The sequence below is a fragment of the Oryzibacillus soli genome (genome assembly GCF_051594765.1).
GTDB lineage: Bacteria > Bacillota > Bacilli > Paenibacillales > NBRC-103111 > Paenibacillus_AR.
Genome location: NZ_JBPPGJ010000005.1, coordinates 22,850 through 40,974, shown reverse-complemented (window position 1 = coordinate 40,974; position 18,125 = coordinate 22,850). Strand labels below are relative to the sequence as shown.

Here is an 18,125-nt window from a genome sequence, read left to right as displayed (position 1 = left end):
CATAACTTTCTTCCATAAGGAGGTTTTCCCATGTCCAACCTAATCGTGGATGCATTCATCGAGATCCCTACCGGCAGCCAGAACAAGTACGAATACGACAAGAAGCGCGGGGGCTATGTTCTGGACCGCGTCCTGTTCTCCCCCATGCATTATCCCACCGAGTACGGTTATCTGGAGGGTACCTTGGCGCTGGATGGAGATCCGTTGGATATTCTGGTCATCACCTCCTTCCCCACCTTCCCCGGCTGTATAATCGAATCGCGGGTGGTCGGCGTGCTCGTCATGTCCGACGATAAGGGACAAGACGAGAAGCTGCTGGCCGTTCCCACCAGCGATCCCCGGTTTAAGGACGTGCTTAATCTCGAGGATATTCCGGAGCACAAGCTGAAGGAAATCGCCCACTTCTTCCAGGTCTACAAGGACCTGGAGAACAAAACGACCTTTATCGAGGGCTGGAAAGATGCCGATTTTGCCAAATCTTTGTATGAGGAATGCATGAAACGCTACAACGCCGCTCCATAATCCGACAGCTGCTGATAAAATTTACCTTTGTCCCGGGTACGTATTTTTTTATGCAGGAGCTTATTGACAGCAAAACCGGGAGCGTGGTACATTATGAAAAACATTAGTACACCAAAGCGATGAAGGAATCAAGTATTAGGAAGCCTCCAGAGAGCCGGTGGGTGGTGCGAACCGGTGGCCGCAATAATACGGTCCATTCCAGAGTTGGTATATGAGATCTTGGATAAGTCGAAGGAATTCGTCATTTTCTGGGGTTTAAATATACTCGGCAGGAAGCCGTTATCTTCCCAGGTCAATTCTGACCGGCCAAGGCCGTAAGCGTGAGCTTCCGGCGAATTAGGGTGGCACCACGGAGATCAACTCCCGTCCCTTCTACTCATTAACGTAGATGGACTGGAGTTTTTTTATTTATCTGCTCCCGCTTCATCTGCAGCTGGATGTAACAGAAACCATACCTAATCAAACGGAGGGAATCACACATGTTTAAAGTTCTCGTATTGGATGGAATCAGCGCGCAAGGGGTTCAACTGTTGAATGACGCACCGGACGTGCAAGTGGATAACAGAGCGACAATGCCCGAAGCCGAGCTTCTGAACGTCATCGTCGACTATGACGCCGTACTCGTCCGCAGCCAGACCAAGATCAATGATCGCGTCATGGAAGCCGGCAAGAACCTGAAGGTTGTAGGCCGCGCCGGCGTAGGCGTGGACAACATCGACCTGGAGGCTGCTACCAAGCGCGGTATCGTCGTCGTCAATGCTCCGGACGGCAACACCATCGCTACCTGCGAGTTGACTTTTGCCATGATGATGGGCCTGGCCCGTATGATTCCCCAAGCATATAAGAAAACGATCGGCGGCGAATGGGACCGCAAGACGTTCGTAGGCGTCGAGCTGCGCAACAAGGTACTGGGCGTCATCGGCATGGGCCGGATCGGCAGCGAAGTGGCCAAGCGGGCCAAGGCCTTCGGCATGGACATCATCGGCTATGACCCGTTCATGACCGAAGAACGCGCTGAGAAGCTCGGCATCACCTTGGGCTCGGTGGAAGACATCGTTCGCCAAGCCGACTTCATCACTGTTCATACCCCGTTGACCAACGAAACCCGCGGCATTATCAGCCGTCCGCAGTTCGAGATCATGAAGAAAGGCGCCCGCATCATCAACTGTGCCCGCGGCGGCATCATCGATGAGGGCGCCCTGGTGGAAGCCATCGACGCAGGCATCGTCGCCGGAGCCGCATTCGACGTCTTCACCCAAGAGCCGCCGGCTGCCGACCATCCGTTCCTGAACCATCCGAAGATCATCGTAACCCCGCACTTGGGCGCATCGACTATCGAAGCCCAAGAGAACGTAGCCGTGGACGTATCCGAGGAAGTGCTGCACATCCTCCGCAGCGAGCCGTTCAAGAATGCCGTCAACATGCCTTCCGTTCCGGCTAACGTCCTGAAAAAGCTCCAGCCTTACTTTAACTTGGGCGAGAAGCTTGGCAAGGTCATCAGCCAGATCACCGAAGGAGCCGTCAGCGAGATCCAGATCAAGTATTCGGGTGAGCTGATGGATGTGGATACCAACCCGCTGACCCGTTACATCGTTCTCGGCGTGTTGTCCACTCATCTGGGCGAAGAAGCCAATGTGGTCAACGCCATGCACTTGGCCAAGACCCGCGATATCAACGTCGTCGTGCAGAAGTCTGCGGAAGCCAAGAGCTTTACCAACCTGGTAACCGTCACACTGAAGACCAAGCAGGAAGAGCGCGTAGCCGCTGGTACCCTGCTGGCGGGTTACGGCGAGCGGATCGTTCAGATCGACCAGTACCCGGTTGACGTCGCACCGGAAGGCACCGTGCTCTTCATCGCACATAACGACAAGCCGGGTATCATCGGTAAAGTCGGCACCCTGCTGGGCGACAATGAAGTCAACATCGCCAGCATGCAGGTAGGCCGTAAGGTCGTCGGCGGTGCAGCCATCATGCTGCTCACCATCGACAAGCCGGCTTCGGACGATCTGCTGGCGAAGCTGAAGAATGTACCGGAGATCAGCGTAGCTAAGGACATTGCGCTGTAATCCTATCACGATGGAAGAGGCCATTCGATGGCCTCTTTTCTTTTGCGGACAGGTCTTGACCGTTCCCTAGGGGAACAGAGTACACTGAAGGCAGAACCGGTATACGAGACACCGCGAAAGGATGTGTTCATGGATGTTAATCGGCGAAGCGGCGGCAAGCACCGGGCTGACCAAGAAGGCCATCCGGTATTATATCGAGCAAGGGCTGTTGAATCCGGAGACCCAATCTGCCGGCAGCTGGTTGAACTTCACGGACGGCGATGTGGAGACGCTCGCTATGATCCGTGAGCTGCGCGGCCTGAATCTGAACGTATCGGAGATCCGCGGTCTGCTGGACTGCCCCCCATCCCAGCTTCTCCTCCTGCTGCGGCAGCATCTGCAGCGTATATCTGCGGAGCAAGATCACTTGTCAGAGCTGCAGAGACGGCTCGGACAGCTGCTGGAGTGCTGCGAAACAGCGGGAGGCGGTGATATAAGGAACGCTATCTTGGCGTTAGGAGCCCGCAGCAAGGAAGGCCTCCCCCGCTTCCGGGACCGACTAAGCAGCCTATTCCCCGGACCCTTCGGCACCATGCTGGCCTGTCATTTCGAAGCCTTCCTACCGGAGGAGCCCCTCTCGGAGGAACAGGAGGCCGCCTGGGAGGAGCTGATCCGGCGGTTGGACGAGCTGGAGCCGGCCTCCTATCCGGAGGAGCTGGAGCGGCTGTATGGGATGTTCTCTCCGGAAGCGGTCCGCGAGATGATCGAACAGAACCGGAAGTCTGCCCTTCATCTGGCCCATTCCGGGCCGGAGGCGCTAATCCCTATAGCGGAACGGCTTCGGGCAGCCATTCAAGCCTCTCCATCCTCCTCTCCGCTCCACGGCATGATACCTTGGATGAACGCTTCGAAGCAAGCGCTGGCCCGGAGCGGCTATTACGATATCATCCCACCCCTTATGCGTCGAATCAGCCCTCTCTACGACCAGTATATGAACCGTCTCGAGGAGCTCCAGCGTTTGGTTCCGGTCCGTGCGGATCACACGGGCTATCACCTTCCGTAGCTCTTCGGCTTCGACACGATTTTATGTTCCACGCAGATGTTCCACGAGTAACAATATTATGGATGAGCATTCCGCAAAAAAAAGCACGGTTCGGTAGGTTCCGAACCGTGCTTCGCGTTTTTATGCCTCCCGGCGAATCGGAAGGATGATGGAAAATGTCGTGCCTTGTCCGACCTCGCTGCGCACATTGACCGAGCCCTGGTGGGCTTCTACAATGTTCTTCACGATGGCCAGTCCCAGGCCCGTACCTCCTGTTGCACCGCGAGTGCGGGCTTTGTCGGCCTTATAGAACCGTTCGAAGATATAGGGCAGATCATCCGGAGGTATTCCTCTTCCTTCATCCTCAATCTCGATCAGCGCGGCGGAAGAATCCAGATGAGACATGGTCTGATAGCGAAGATAAATCTTCTTGCCTGCAGGCGTATGCCGGATGGCATTGTCCAGCAGGTTGGTCAGCACCTGCTCCAGACGGTCCTGGTCAGCTTGCTCCAGCACCACATCCTCCGAAGGAAACTCCGCTTCCAGCTGAATATCGCGATCCCTCGTCAGGGTAAGGAACTTGCGGTATACCCGCTTGAAGAGAGGCGACAGCTGGACCTCCCCCATATTCATCTCCATATGTCCGGCTTCCATCCGGGCCAGGTCCAACAGATCCTTCACCAGCCGACCCATGCGCAGGGATTCATCATGGATCACTTGAGCCAGATCCCGGCGGTCCTCCTCCGTGGTGACGATGTCATCCAGCAGCGCTTCGCTGTAGCCTTGAAGCATGGACAGCGGCGTCCGGAGCTCATGGGATACATTGGCCACAAAGTCCTTCCGGAGCTTCTCCAGCCGGTGCTCCTCCGTCACATCCCGCAGCACGGCCACTGCCCCGCGGATCTGCTTCAGGGTGTACAAGGGAGCCATGACAATGGACCATACGCCCTGCTGCACATGAATCTTGGAGTAGACCGGACGGATCTCCTCCACCACTTCGACGAACAGGTTCTGCAGCGGCTCCGGCACATGACTGTCCGCGTGGCCCGAATCCGGATCCGGCTCGGTCCACTGGATCTCGCTCCATTCCTCCAGAATGCGCTGGCCTCTCGGATTGGTGAAGATGACCTTGCCGGCGGCGTCGAAGGCCATGACGGCGTCGGACATACTTCCGAGCACACCGGATAGATTATTTTTCTCCTGATTCAACTCGTTGATATTGGCCTCCAGCTGCTCTCCCATCAGATTGAAGGTTTGGGCCAGATCCCCCAGCTCATCCCCTGATACCACGGGGACCCGGGTCGCATATTCGCCTTGGGTAATCAGGTTGGCCGCCCGTTTCAGCTGCTTCAGCGGCCGGGTGAGTCGCGTGATCAGGAAGAATGCGAAGAACGTGGTCAACAGGAAGCCCATGAAGGAAACGAAGGCGAACAGTCTCTTGACGAAGAGCTGTAGATTGTCCGACGCCTTCATCGGCTGGTACATCACCACCGCACCGACGATCTCGGCGGTCTTCGCGCTGGTAACGGGAACCGCCACGGCGAGAAAGTCTGTTTTCTCATGAACCGATAAGGGCGTGAAGCGTTTTTCGAACACTTCGCCCCGGAGCAGCCTGCTGCGCTCCTCTTGGCTCAACACCTCGTTCAGCGGAACGGGCTTGCTCTTCAAATCCGTATTCCGCTCGGTGCCGTTGGTTTCCATTACGATCATGCCGATGCTCTGCGCGCCCAAGAGATCGTTCATGGCACGGATGTAATCGTTGTCCCGCTCCTTCAGAGCCGCCTCTGCCGCGATCTTGAAGGTCAGCCGTTCCAGATCGTTCGATTGGTCGTCCAGCTTGGGGAAGTTCGAATCAATGTAACGGAAAAGAAACAAGCCCAGGATGATCAGCACGACGGCCACAAGGGCAATAATGGTCATCCAGAGCTTGACGACGATATTTTTGGCTATGAACACTATTTCGGAACCTCAAGCTTGTAGCCGACGCCCCACACGGTGGTGATCATGGCGGCGGCGTCCGGGGACACCTTGTTCAGCTTCTCCCGGAGACGCTTCACATGGGTATCCACCGTGCGGAGATCGCCGAAGAACTCGTAATTCCATACGTCCTTCAGCAGCTCTTCCCGGGAGAACACCTTGTCCGGCGACGTGGCCAAATAGTGCAGAAGCTCATATTCCTTCGGAGTCAGAGCGACCTCCTGCCCTCCCGCCGTTACCCGGTGGGCATCATGCTCGATCACCAAATGGGGGAATACGATGTTGTTGCTCGAGTTCGCATCCTTGGAGAGGTAAGCGGTTGCCGAAGAACGGCGCAGGATCGCCTTCACTCGGTAGATGACCTCGCGGGGGCTGAAGGGCTTCACCACATAGTCGTCCGTGCCGACCTCGAAGCCCTGCACACGGTTCGCCTCTTCACCCTTGGCCGTCAGCATGATCACCGGCGTCGCCTTGTATTGACGGAGCCTGGAGCATACCTCAATGCCGTCGATCCCGGGAAGCATCAGATCAAGAAGAATCAGATCATAATCCTTCTCCAGCGCCTTTTGCAGGGCGGATTCACCGTCCTCTGCCTCTTCGATGGTATAGCCTTCCTTCTCCAGGTACATCCGCAGCAGTCGGCGGATTCGTTCTTCGTCATCCACGATCAAAATATTCAATCCGAGTTCAGCCAAGCATCAACACTCCCCACGTTTGTCTCCGACTATAATCCCTTATCTCATTATAGTTAGTTTTATGCCATTATACGACAAATTATATTATACTCCCGCGTAAGAGTGAAGACCCGCAATCACTAAATTTACGCCAATCAGCGTAAACATGACTACGAGGAAGCCGATCACGGCCAGCCACGCTGATTTTTCCCCCTGCCAGCCTCTCGAAAGCCGAAGATGAAGATAAGCGGCATAGAAGAGCCAGGTGATGAGAGCCCATACCTCCTTGGGATCCCAGCCCCAGAAACGCCCCCAAGCCTCATGGGCCCAGATCATGGCGAAGATCAGCGCTCCGAGCGTAAAGACGGGATAGCCGATGGCAATGGAACGATAGGCGATCTCGTCCAGATCCTCTGGATCCATGGATCTCAGTAGGGGCTGGAGCAGCTGGCCCAGCGGCCGGCGGATCACCAGACGGATGAGCCCGTACAACACGCCGCCGATCAGGAGGGACCAGATGACCGTGTTCAGCTTACGGCCGGCTTGGGTGCCCTTCATCCAGGACGGCGCCTGAAACGGGGCCTCCTCCATACCGAGGAACGGAGTCATCTCCTTCACCACCGACTGGTGGGGAGCAACGATCGGCGGAAGCACATAGAGCGTCTGCTCGACCCGGGAGGATTGCTCCCCGGTGCTTGCGTCCGTCGTGATGATGGTGTTCTCGAAGACCGCTTTATACCCCGCTCCGTTGAAGGTGAAGATGCCGCCGACGAAGCCGACGATCACCAGCAGGACGAACAGGGTGGCCTCCACCCAGCGCTGCCTCTTCCGCGCCTCCTTGCTGCGCCCCTGATAATCAATGGTACGCAGCAGGTACATGAGTCCCCCGGCGAAGCCGACGGCGAAGAAGGCTTCCCCTGCAGCCGCCGTGGTGACGTGGATGTTGAGCCAATAGCTCTTCAGAGCCGGAATCAGCGGTGTAATCTCCTTGGGGAAGACCGAAGCGTAAGCCAGAATCAGCACGCCCAAGGGAAGGGCGAAGGCCCCGATCACCAGGGTCCGGTAGATGAGATACACGACAATGGAGGCGAATACGATCATCATAGCCAGGAAGGTCATGAATTCGTACATGTTGCTGGTCGGTATATGACCGCTGGCATACCAGCGGGTGAAGAAGAACAGCAGATGGCCGGCCCAGCCGGCCAAGGTGGCGATGAAGGCGGCCCTGCCCCACGCTTTCATATGAGCCTCGGGCTCGTTGCCGCTCCAGCGCTTGCCCGTGATGGCGATAACATATAGCAAGAAGGCCAAGCAGTACAGCCAGAACGCGGCCAGCAGGAAGTTCCCGCTCGCACCGCTGATGGAATCCAGAAGCTCGGTCACGATCCTTTTCCCCCTGTATCAAGCGATTTGGGATCCACCTGAATCCCGGTCTTGCCCAAGATATCCGCACATTCCTTCCGCAGCCCGAACCAATTCTTGTTCGTGTGGGCTCCCAGCAGCAGCTCCCCGCCGTCCAGCCGGAGCCAGATTCTACGGTGCTGCCAGTAGAAGCCCATGATCAGGCCGATCATGGAGATGGCGGCTCCCACCCAGATGAATGGCATGGCCGTATCCTTGCGAATGTTCAAATAGCTGACGAAGGCGGAGATCTTCACGTTCTCCATGCTTCCGGCCGTAAGCTCCAGCTTGTCGGCCAACGGCCCGTTCAGCTTATCCTGAACGAATCTTTCCTTATCCACCTGCTTCGGGAAGTACATGTAGACCTCCCCTTGCGAGGATAATCCGGGCCCTTCGATGAGAAAAATAAACGCAGGCGTATTCGGATCCTTCGACTTGGTTACCGGCTGTCCCTTCTGATCCAGCTCGAAGTCGGGGAAGTACCCCTTCAGCGACAGCTTGTAAGGTCCGGCCTGATAGACCGGCTTCGGATTGAACATGGACAGCTCGAAGGAGCCGTAGGTTTCCCCCGTCTTCTTGTTCCGCAGGCTCGGCGTCACCGACAGGAGCATCGGATTCTGCTTGAAGTCGAACTGGTACGCCAATAGCCCGTGGTAGGAGAGCGGCTTGTTCACGATAATATTCTGCCGGTGAACCTCTTCCAGGACCGGCTCTCCCTGCGGATCGTCGCACTGGGACTTGCAGGTATAGAGCACGGCCTGGGTCTCATACAGCTTCGGAACCGATGGGTTGTTCTCGTAGAACTCGACGGTGAATTTTTCGTTCAGCAGGTAATAGGGCGTCTCCGGAATCGGTACCGGCTGTCCCTCGGGGAAGCCGATGTACTGGTCCATGTGCCAGCCCGGGATGCTCCTCATGAGCACCGCACCGAGGAAGACGATCAGGCCAATGTGATTGATGTAAGGTCCCCACCGGCTGAAGCGGTGCTTCTCGGCCAACAATGCTCCCTGATCAGCATCCGTATGGATTCGGTATCCCTTCTTGCGGAGCGCCTTGGCCGCAGTCTCCATCCAGCTGCTGGACGCTTGTTCCCCGCTTCCTCCGGGAATCGTCCCCGAGTAGGAGATCTTCTGGCGCCGCAGGAAGGACTGGTGCTTGCGGATCTGCTGCTTGTTAAGCGCCCTGTAGAGCGGCAGGACCCGGTCCAGGCTGCAGACGATGAGGGACGTGCCGATCATGAGCAGCAGCGTGATGAACCACCAGGACTCGTAGGTATGGGACAGGCCCAAGAGATAATAGAGGTGTCCCAGAGTGCCGTAGGTTTCCTTGTAGTACACGGACGGATCCAGATTAATAAACGTGTTCTCCTGGGGATAGATCGTACCGAGTGTCGATCCCAGGAGCGTGATCACGATCAGATAGATGGCGATCTTGACTGAGGAGAAGAAATTCCACACCCGGTCGATGGGACCGGGATTGTCCCTCTGGGAGCGCCGGGCTACCCCGTCGTACTTCATCTCCAGAGGCTCCCGGCTTTCCTCTCCTCCCTCCTCCAGCGGTTTCCCGCAGGACTCGCATAAGATGGTTGCGAGCGGATTCTGGTGTCCGCATTCGCATTTGGTATTCTCGATCATGCCTGTCCTCCTGAGTGCCGCAGCTGCATCCGGCGCCTCCTTAGCGGGAGGCCAGCAAGGCGGTTAACGTTTGTTCAATGTAAGCGTCATCCATCTCTCCGATCTTCTTCTCGAAGATAGTGCCGTCCGGGCGGATGAAAAAGGTGGACGGATAGGACATGACGCCGTACCGCTTGCGGATGGTTTCATCCTTGTCGAGATAGACGGGGAATCTCACCTTGTACTGCTCGACGAAGCTCTTGACCGATACCGCGTTCTCCCCCAGGTTCATGCCCAATACGGTTACGCCGGAGGAAGCCCATTTGTCTGCCGCTCTCTGCAGCGCTGGCATCTCGTCGCGGCATGGCAGACAGAAGGTGCCCCAGAAGTTCAAGACGACCGGCTTGCCCTTCAGATCCGACAGCTTCAGCGCCGATCCGTCCAGACCCTTGACGCTGAATTCCGGCGCCTTGTCTCCGTTCTGCGGAATCTGGTCCGAGCGTTCGGTCAGGGAGGTGCCGATGGTCCAGCCGCCGATCAGCAGAATGGCGCCGAGAATGACCAGCTGGATCCATTTTCTATTCTTACCCAATGGAAATCACCTTCAATCCCTGTACGGATTTTCCTTTCTTTATTAAGAATAAGTATAAAATAGAACCCGGGGCGGCGTAAAACGAAAGCCGTCTCGGGATCTGAATTTCTCGATTTACTTTTGAACATTTTGTGACGATTTAGGTTCAGCTGCAGCAGCCAGCGCTTCCTCTCGGAGCGCCTTCACTTCTGCGGGAAGCAGCTTGCGATACTTGCCCCGGGGCAGCCCCGTTAAGCCCAAGGAGCCGAACATGACCCGCTTCAGCCGGATGACCGGATGATTCACCGCTTCGAACATGCGGCGCACCTGACGGTTCCGTCCCTCGAAGATGGTGATGGTTACGACGGTCTCATTCTTATCCGGGTTGATGTCGTGATAATCGACCTCCGCCGGAGCGGTCATGCCGTCCTCCAGCTTGACTCCGGCTTTCAGCTTGTCCAGCACGTTGCCGTGGATGTTCCCCTTGACGGTGGCATGGTACGTCCGGGGAATATGGTGCTTCGGGTGGGTCAGCAGATTGGCGAACTCTCCATCGTTCGTCAGAATCAGGAGCCCCTCGGTATCGTAATCGAGCCGACCAACCGGATAGACCCGTTCCTTCACGCCTGGAAGAAAATCCGTGACTACCTTGCGGCCCTCAGGGTCCTTCGCGCTGGTGATGACCCCCTTCGGCTTATTCAGCATCAGGTAGATCTTACTCTGGCTCCGGATCGGCCTGCCGTCCACCAGGATGACGTCCACCGTCGGGTCCACCTTGGTGCCCAGCTCCGTAACCAGCACGTCATTCACCATGACCCGTCCGGAGGTTATGTATTCCTCGCATTTGCGTCGCGAGGCGATGCCCGCTTGGGCCAGTACTTTTTGTAATCGTTCCATCTTGTTATCCGTCACCTCATGCTAATGATACCCGTCCTGAACGGAAATCACAAGCTCGGCCCATGGAAAACCTTTCCCCGGACATGATTCCGTGTGGGACTGGATGTGATCAAGCGGAAATCCGAGTGTCCGGGACAGCCGGATCACCAGCTTCTGGAACAAGAACAACTGCTCCTTGCGCTCCGGACTCCCAAGCTCAGCTCCAGCCATCCCGGCGAAATCCCCCTCCAGACAAATATGCACGTATCCGGGCTCCGTCTGAACGGAGGAAGGAATGATGATCCCGTTCTTCATGATAAAAAAATCATAGCCCTTCCCGTTGATGGAAGGGCAAACCGAATGATGAACGACAACGCCCACCGTCTTCATACCCGCTCACCCCGCTTGGTCTGCTTGGTGTACAGTATATGAATACGCGGGCGCCGGGGTTCGGCAATAGCTCGGCCGAAGTTCAACCGAATACGAGGAAACAGACGGCGATCGCCGCCAGGAAACCGACAAGATCGGAGATCAGGCCGACCTTCAAGGCGTACCGCGACCTCCGGATGCCAACAGCGCCGAAGTATACCGCCAGGACATACAAGGTGGTGTCTGTGCTGCCCTGGATCGTGGAGGCGATCCGTCCGATCATGGAGTCGGGGCCGTACTGCTCGATCAGCTGCTGGGTGTAGGCCAGGGAGCCGGCCCCCGTCAAGGGCCGAAGAATCCCCAGCGGCAGCACCTCCCCCGGGATGCCGACCCGGTCCAGAAGAGGCCGGAACACCCCGATGATCAGCTCCATGGCTCCCGATGCGCGGAATACGGAGATCGCCACCATCATGGCGACGAGGTACGGGATCATGCGGATGGCCGTATCGAAGCCTCCCTTGGCGCCCTCCGTGAAGGACTCATAGACAGGCACCTTCTTATACATCCCGTACAGCGGGATGAACGCCAAGATGACGGGGATCGCCCAAGCGGATATGAGGGATACGAAGGCGTACATGAACCGTCATCCTTTCCGGGTCGGAAAATGTTTGCGCTGGTAATACTTATCCACCAATATGGCGACAGCCGTCGCGATGGCGGTGGCGAGCAGCGTCGTGCCGACGATCTCGGCGGCGTTGGCGGAGCCGTTCTGCAGGCGGATGGCAATGATTGTCGTCGGAATCAAGGTGATGCTGGCCGTATTGATGGCCAGGAGCGTACACATGGCCGCCGAAGCTTGATCCTTCTCCGGATTCAAGCTCTGCAGCTCCTGCATGGCCTTGATCCCCATGGGGGTCGCGGCGTTCCCCAGACCGAGGATGTTGGCGCTCATATTCGACATGATGTAGCCGATGGCCGGATGGTTAGGCGGAACGCTGGGGAACAGCCAGCGCACGACGGGCCGGAGCAGGACGGCGATCTTGTCCAGCAAACCTGAATCCTCTGCAATTCTCATGATCCCCAGCCAGAATACCATAATGCTGATCAGACCGAAGCAGACGGTGACTCCGGATTTCGCACCGTCGAACACGGCTTGGGTGACGGCCTCGATATTGCCGGTCGCCGCGGCGGTCAAGAAGCCCCCGGCGATGAAGAACAACCAGATCCAGTTCACCATGGTTTATCCCTGCCTTTCCCCGCCGCCGAACAAGGTGCGCAGCAGGGCCCCCAGCACGTCAGCCCAGCCCTCCCGGAAGCCCACCACTGCCGCTTGGCTCGTATAGCGGTTCACTCCCGCGTCGCCTTGGGCGCCGCTTAATCTGGGGCTTCCTGCCGGATAGACGGGGACGGCGCCAATCGGCTTTCCGTCGAGGAGCACCGTCAGCCTGCCCGCTTCCCCCAGCCGGTAAGCCGTGGAGGTCTTGTCGTTCCATTCCACCTTCTTCTCAATCTTGCTGATCTCCCCCTCCTCCAAGGCGTAGGAGAAGGAACGCCCGGCTACATAGCCGTTCTCCACGGCATCCTGCTGCTTCACCAGAGGCGTCAGCGTGAAGCTTTTGAAGCCCCAATCCAGCAGACGGCTGTGGTCCAGCCAGTCATCCGGATCGTTCAGAGTCACGACGGCCAGCTGCTGTCCGTTCCGGGTGGCGGAGGATACGAGACATCGCTTGGCCAGCTTGGTGTAACCGGTCTTCACTCCGTCGGAGCCTTCGTAGATGTTCAGCATCTTGTTCTTGTTGGTCCAGACGCGGTCCCAATTCTCGGAGGGGTTCGGCACCTTTTTGACCTCGGTCTTGACGATCTCCTGAAAGACGGGATTCTGCAGCGCATAGGCCGTCAGCTTGGCCATATCGTTGGCCGTGGAATAGTGCTCGTCGTGGTCCAGCCCGTGGGGATTCATGAAGTGGGAGCCGATCATCCCGAGCTCCTGGGCCTTCTGGTTCATCAGGTACACGAAGCCCATCTCGGAGCCTCCCACATGCTCCGCAATGGCCGTGGCGGCGTCGTTCCCGGAGCGAAGCATCAGTCCGTACAGCAGGTGGTGCAGGCTCATCTCCTCACCGAGCTTCAGATAGACGGAGGAGCCCTCCTTCCCGTACGCATTGCTGCCGACCTTGACCGAATCGGACAGCCTGCCCTGTTCGACGGCGACGATGGCCGTCATGATCTTGGTCAGACTGGCGATCCGCATCCGTTTATCCCCCTGCTGGGTGTAGAGCAGACGCCCGGACTTGACATCGATCAGTGCCGCGGCTTCGGCTCGGGTGCCGATCCGCTCGGGTGCTGCAGCGGCCGGAGCCCCGCCGCCGCATAATCCCAGGAGCAGAACCGCGATCAGCAGCAGGTGAAGCGTTCCTTTTCTCATGACAGTGATCCATCCCTTCGGTTCCAAGCATACTTGTACCATATATATGCCTGTACACCGGGGTTCATGTCCCCCGAATGGTCCAAGCCGCGTACGCCCCGGAAAGGGAAAAACCGCCCGGCAGCCTCGTGGCCGCGGACGGTTTGAGAAGGAATTCTTGCATTGGGTGGAGCCTGTTACACCGGACAATTCTGATTGTTGCTGCTCCAGTCGGATTGCTGGGTGTCAGGCGTTTGAGTGGTATCGGTGGATCCCATCATGCCGCCCATGGTGCTGCCCATCATGCCGCCCATCATGCCTTGGGCTTGCTGCTTGCCGCCCTTCAGCATGCTCTGGATTTTCTCCACCACCTGCGGAGCCGCGTCGATGAGACGCTCGTAGATGTGGGTTTGATTATCCAGCGGCACCACTTTCACACCTTGCTTGCTGACTACGAGGAACGCGATCGGCGTAATGGATACCCCGCCGCCGCTGCCGCCGCCGAATGGAAGCATTACGGTTGCGGCATCCGCTTCCCGGTGAACGCTGCCGTTCGGGCCGGATTCGTTTTCCTCTACTTCACCGTAAAACTCGCTGCCGCCTGCTGCGAAACCGAAGCCCACCTTGGAAATCGGCATGATCACGCTGCCGTCCGGCGTTTCCACCGGATCACCGACGATCGTGTTCACGTCCACCATCTCTTTGATGTTCTCCATCGCAACTTTCATGAGGCCTTGGATAGGATGTTCTGCCATGCCTTAATTCCTCCCTTCACTTTCATGATGCGAACCAGCAAATGCAGTCCGGCAAAGATAGCTTGACCCAGACGAATTTGGGCTATGCAAGAGATTTCGGTGGAAAAAACTGTTTGATTGTACATGGGGATCACCCGGATATCCGGCTTCACATCGCGTTTGATAAACTTGAACAGATACCCCAAAATAGAGGACTTGACGGTCCAGACCAGTCCCGTCGTGATGGCCGTCTCCGGCGCATCCCCGATCCCCACCCGCGTGATCCACTTCATATCCGTACAGCATGTTTGGGCCAGAGTATCCTTCACCCATTCCTTCATATCGAAGGTCGCCTGAAGAGCCCGTTTGAACTTATCGTAATACCGGAGGATCTTCTCCCGGTCGATATTGCCCACGCTCTCGTCGATCAGGCTGGAATTCAGCTCGTTGACCTTCTCCGACTTGAAATCGATCCCCTTGTGCAGACCCCTGAATTTGATGATGGGCACCTCGTACTTGTAGCGGACAAGCCCGTACAAGCCGCGGACCAACACATAGAAGCGGTCATTGTCCTCCACCCGGGAATAGAAGATCTGGATCTTCACGTTGCTGACCCAGGCTGCCAACACGACGACAGCAAGCACAAGCAGTGTCCAAGCCCACCAATCCATCCGTTATACCGCCTCCCAAAAGATAGCTTTCCTGATAAACGCCAAAAAACTCCGAACCGGGACGCGGGGAGCCGCGCCGGTTATGCGGAGTTAGTGTAACCTTGTTATTGGCAGGCCATGCATTTATTCCTGTTCCATGTCGTCGATGGTCATCTGCTTGCCATCCAGCTTCTCGAAGAGCATCCGGGTCTCCTCCTCCAAGTCCACCTCATGCTCGAACTGGGAGGAATCCGGCAGATCATGGAGGCCGTTCAGGGCAAAATAATCCAGGAACGACTTGGTGGTTCCGTACAGAATCGGCCGACCGATCGCTTCGGCCCGGCCCTTCTCTTCGATCAGATCCTTGGCGATCAAAGTCTGCAGAGCCCTGTCGCACTTGACGCCGCGGATCTCCTCGATCTCGACCCGGGTAATGGGCTGCTTGTAGGCCACGATGGACAAGGTTTCAAGAGCCGCTTGCGATAAGGAGGAACGGCTCGGCGAGGCCGCCAGGCGCTCGAAATAAGGCGCATGCTCCGCCAAGGTAGCCAGCTGAAGGGCGCCTGCAATCTCCACCATCTGAATGCCCCTTCCGGAGCGCTTCATATCCTCTCTCAGCTCGTCCACGAGACCGGCCGTAAACTTCACATCCAGTTCCAATACTTCCGCAAGCTGCTTCAATTCCAATCCTTCTTCGCCGGCAGCGAACAGAAGTCCCTCAATAATCGACTTCCACTTCGGCAACTCCATCCCAATTTCCGTCCTCTCTTGCCTGAATCACGATATCCTCGAACAGCTTGTGCTGATAGCAGAGAATCTGCTTCATCTTCATCAGCTCCAGCAGGGCGAGGAAGGTGACCACAATCTCTTCCCGCGTGTTGTCCTCCGACAGCAGCCCCGAGAAGAGGATCTTGCCACCCGACTCCCGGAGCGTTTCCGCCACCTGGCGGATCCGGTCCTTCACCGAGATCTCGTCTCTGCGGATGCGGGCCACCTGATTGCGGCTCATCTGCTTGCGCAGCGCCTTCTTGAAGGCCAGCAGCAAGTCGGACAGTCCCAGCCCCTCCACCGGGTTCTCCACGGTCTGCTGAACGAAGGGGGACAGGTCCGCAGGCTCTCGCGTGAAGAGCAGACTGCGTTCCTGTTCCTTCTCCCGGAGATGATCGGCGATTCCCTTATACTTCCGGTATTCGATCAGCTTCTGAACCAGTTCGGCACGCGGATCGAAATCGCCGTCCATCTCCCAGTCCGGGTCTTCGTACTCGATGACCGGAGGCTTCGGCAGCAGCATCTTGCTCTTGATGGCCAGAAGAGTGGCCGCCATGACCAGAAACTCGCTCGTAACCTCCAGCTCCAGCTCTTGCATGCCTTGAATGTAGTCCAAGTACTGCGCCGTGATTACACTAATGGGTATATTATAAATATCCACTTCCGCCTTATCGATCAGATGCAGCAGAAGGTCCAAGGGTCCTTCGAAGGTTTCAAGCTTGAACGTCACCTTCATGGGAGGGGGCCTATGCCTCGAACTGCTTCAGCAAATTCGCCATCTCGATGGCGGTGGAGGCGGCCTCCCAGCCCTTGTTGCCCGCTTTGGTGCCGGCCCGCTCGATTGCTTGCTCGATGGAATCAGTGGTCAGCACGCCGAAGATGGTCGGCACGCCGGTCTTCAGGGAGATGGCGGCGACACCCTTCGACACTTCGGAGCAGACATAGTCGAAATGCGGCGTGGAGCCGCGGATAACTGCACCCAAGGTGATGACGGCATCATACTTGCCGCTGGCTGCCATCTTCTGCGCGACAAGCGGGATCTCGAACGCGCCCGGCACCCATGCGACCTCCACCTCATCCTCCTTGGCGCCGTGGCGCTTCAGCGCGTCTAGTGCGCCGCCCAGCAGCTTGGAGGTGATGAATTCGTTGAAACGGCCGGCAACGATGCCGTAGCGCAAGCCTTCGGAAACTAAATGGCCCTCATATACTCGTGTCATTGTATGTTCATCCTTTCGGTTCGTTAGTGATTGCAGCCAGCTCATCCTGGAACTGCAGCATGTGGCCCAGCTTATGCTTCTTGGTCCGGAGATAGCGGGTGTTGTCCTCATTCTCCACCATCTGCAAGGGTACTCTTTCGACAACTTGGAGGCCATATCCTTCCAAGCCTTTGATTTTTCTTGGATTGTTCGTCAAGAGCCGGATGGTCCGGACCCCCAGGTCCTTCAGAATCTGGGCGCCGATGCCGTAATCCCGGAGATCCGCCCCGAAGCCCAGCTTCAGGTTGGCCTCCACCGTATCCAGGCCCTCTTCTTGCAGCTTGTAGGCCTTCAGCTTGTTGATGAGCCCGATGCCGCGTCCTTCCTGCCTCATATATAGAAGCACGCCCGAGCCCGCCTCGTCAATCTGCTTCAGGGCTGCCGCCAGCTGCGGACCGCAGTCGCACCGGTGGGAATGGAACACGTCGCCGGTCATACATTCCGAGTGAACCCGGACCAGCACCGGCTTCTCGGGGTCGATCTTTCCCTTCACCAAGGCCACGTGCTCCTTACGGTCCACTTCGTTCGTATACGCCACCGCCGTGAACATCCCGAAGTCCGTCGGCATCTTGACCTCCACCTCGCGCTGGATCAGCTTCTCCTTTTCATTCCGGTAATGGATCAGGTCCTCGATGGAAATGAGCTTCAGCCCGTGCTTGCGGGCGAACTCCGCCAGATCGGGCAGACGGGCCATCTCCCCGTCCTCCTTGACCACCTCGCAGATGACAGCTGCCGGATAGGAGCCGCACATCCGAGCCAGATCCACCGCCGCTTCGGTATGGCCGGCGCGCCGCAGGACCCCGCCCTTCTTGGCGATCAGGGGGAACATGTGTCCCGGCCGGCGGAAATGCTGGGGCCTGGCGTTGGGATCGATGAGGGCCTGGACGGTCCGCGCCCGCTCGTAGGCGGAGATGCCCGTCGTCGTCTCCACGTGGTCCACGGATACCGTGAAGGCTGTACCGTGATAGTCCGTATTCTGATGGACCATATGGTCCAGCTGCAGCTCCTGCGCCCGCTCTTCGGTGATCGGCACGCAGACCAGCCCGCGCCCCTCCCTGATCATGAAATTGATGATGTCCGGCGTAGCTTTGTCCGCCAGCGCGATCAGATCGCCCTCATTCTCCCGGTCTTCGTCATCCACCACGATAATGGCCTTGCCGAGAATCAGATCATAGATCGCTTCCTCGATGGAATCCAATCGGATCGGTTCATTCATGGCTCTT

At 57.4% G+C, this 18,125-nt stretch carries 19 protein-coding genes; 3 read left to right on the top strand and 16 right to left on the bottom strand.

Features of this window, described 5'->3' with window-relative positions; all coding sequences use genetic code 11:
- Positions 1-30: 30 nt before the first annotated feature.
- From ACSEXW_RS07810 to ACSEXW_RS07800, 3 genes are all read left to right on the top strand, one after another.
- A complete protein-coding gene (locus tag ACSEXW_RS07810) occupies positions 31-522 on the top strand; it encodes an inorganic diphosphatase (RefSeq protein ID WP_438445567.1) in 492 nt (163 codons plus the stop codon).
- Between the two features lie 479 nt (positions 523-1,001).
- Complete coding sequence (gene serA, locus ACSEXW_RS07805; protein ID WP_438445566.1) at positions 1,002-2,588, top strand: phosphoglycerate dehydrogenase; 1,587 nt, start codon at positions 1,002-1,004, stop codon at positions 2,586-2,588.
- Positions 2,589-2,721: 133 nt separating this feature from the next.
- Entirely contained in the window at positions 2,722-3,630 is a 909-nt protein-coding gene (locus tag ACSEXW_RS07800; protein ID WP_438445565.1) for a MerR family transcriptional regulator, read from the top strand.
- Positions 3,631-3,750: 120 nt separating this feature from the next.
- On the opposite strand, the gene ACSEXW_RS07795 is transcribed toward ACSEXW_RS07800, so the two are convergent.
- From ACSEXW_RS07795 to ACSEXW_RS07720, 16 genes are all read right to left on the bottom strand, one after another.
- Positions 3,751-5,565, bottom strand: a complete 1,815-nt coding sequence (locus ACSEXW_RS07795; RefSeq protein WP_438445564.1) for a HAMP domain-containing sensor histidine kinase — start codon at positions 5,563-5,565, stop codon at positions 3,751-3,753.
- On the bottom strand, positions 5,565-6,281 hold the full coding sequence (locus tag ACSEXW_RS07790) for a response regulator transcription factor (RefSeq protein WP_438445563.1): 717 nt from the start codon (positions 6,279-6,281) through the stop codon (positions 5,565-5,567). The genes ACSEXW_RS07795 and ACSEXW_RS07790 overlap by 1 nt, the downstream gene beginning before the upstream one ends.
- Positions 6,282-6,365: 84 nt before the next feature.
- Positions 6,366-7,643, bottom strand: coding sequence for a c-type cytochrome biogenesis protein CcsB (gene ccsB / locus ACSEXW_RS07785; protein ID WP_438445562.1), 1,278 nt, complete (start codon positions 7,641-7,643; stop codon positions 6,366-6,368).
- Positions 7,640-9,295: a cytochrome c biogenesis protein ResB gene (gene resB / locus ACSEXW_RS07780; protein WP_438445561.1), complete on the bottom strand. Its 1,656-nt coding sequence runs from the start codon at positions 9,293-9,295 to the stop codon at positions 7,640-7,642. The genes ccsB and resB overlap by 4 nt, the downstream gene beginning before the upstream one ends.
- Positions 9,296-9,335: 40 nt before the next feature.
- Positions 9,336-9,866, bottom strand: coding sequence for a peroxiredoxin family protein (locus tag ACSEXW_RS07775; protein WP_438445560.1), 531 nt, complete (start codon positions 9,864-9,866; stop codon positions 9,336-9,338).
- Positions 9,867-9,980: 114 nt separating this feature from the next.
- On the bottom strand, positions 9,981-10,742 hold the full coding sequence (locus ACSEXW_RS07770; RefSeq protein WP_438445559.1) for a pseudouridine synthase: 762 nt from the start codon (positions 10,740-10,742) through the stop codon (positions 9,981-9,983).
- A 21-nt stretch (positions 10,743-10,763) separates the two neighbouring features.
- A complete protein-coding gene (locus ACSEXW_RS07765; protein WP_438445558.1) occupies positions 10,764-11,111 on the bottom strand; it encodes a hypothetical protein in 348 nt (115 codons plus the stop codon).
- An 82-nt stretch (positions 11,112-11,193) separates the two neighbouring features.
- The gene (locus ACSEXW_RS07760; protein ID WP_438445557.1) at positions 11,194-11,727 is read right to left on the bottom strand and encodes a spore maturation protein; all 534 of its coding nucleotides are present in this window, start codon (positions 11,725-11,727) and stop codon (positions 11,194-11,196) included.
- 6 nt (positions 11,728-11,733) lie between these two features.
- Positions 11,734-12,327, bottom strand: a complete 594-nt coding sequence (locus ACSEXW_RS07755; protein ID WP_438445556.1) for a nucleoside recognition domain-containing protein — start codon at positions 12,325-12,327, stop codon at positions 11,734-11,736.
- Positions 12,328-12,330: 3 nt separating this feature from the next.
- Entirely contained in the window at positions 12,331-13,515 is a 1,185-nt protein-coding gene (locus tag ACSEXW_RS07750) for a D-alanyl-D-alanine carboxypeptidase family protein (RefSeq protein ID WP_438445555.1), read from the bottom strand.
- A 176-nt stretch (positions 13,516-13,691) separates the two neighbouring features.
- Positions 13,692-14,249, bottom strand: coding sequence for a GerW family sporulation protein (gene ytfJ / locus ACSEXW_RS07745; protein ID WP_438445554.1), 558 nt, complete (start codon positions 14,247-14,249; stop codon positions 13,692-13,694).
- A complete protein-coding gene (locus tag ACSEXW_RS07740) occupies positions 14,219-14,899 on the bottom strand; it encodes a DUF2953 domain-containing protein (RefSeq protein ID WP_438445553.1) in 681 nt (226 codons plus the stop codon). The genes ytfJ and ACSEXW_RS07740 overlap by 31 nt, the downstream gene beginning before the upstream one ends.
- Positions 14,900-15,022: 123 nt before the next feature.
- Complete coding sequence (gene scpB, locus ACSEXW_RS07735) at positions 15,023-15,628, bottom strand: SMC-Scp complex subunit ScpB (protein WP_438445552.1); 606 nt, start codon at positions 15,626-15,628, stop codon at positions 15,023-15,025.
- Positions 15,597-16,382 carry a segregation and condensation protein A gene (locus ACSEXW_RS07730; RefSeq protein ID WP_438445551.1) on the bottom strand — a complete coding sequence of 262 codons (786 nt, stop codon included), beginning with the start codon at positions 16,380-16,382 and terminating at the stop codon, positions 15,597-15,599. The genes scpB and ACSEXW_RS07730 overlap by 32 nt, the downstream gene beginning before the upstream one ends.
- 10 nt (positions 16,383-16,392) lie before the next feature.
- Complete coding sequence (gene ribH / locus ACSEXW_RS07725) at positions 16,393-16,863, bottom strand: 6,7-dimethyl-8-ribityllumazine synthase (protein WP_438445550.1); 471 nt, start codon at positions 16,861-16,863, stop codon at positions 16,393-16,395.
- A 7-nt stretch (positions 16,864-16,870) separates the two neighbouring features.
- Positions 16,871-18,118 carry a bifunctional 3,4-dihydroxy-2-butanone-4-phosphate synthase/GTP cyclohydrolase II gene (locus ACSEXW_RS07720; RefSeq protein WP_438445549.1) on the bottom strand — a complete coding sequence of 416 codons (1,248 nt, stop codon included), beginning with the start codon at positions 18,116-18,118 and terminating at the stop codon, positions 16,871-16,873.
- Between the last annotated feature and the right edge of the window lie 7 nt (positions 18,119-18,125).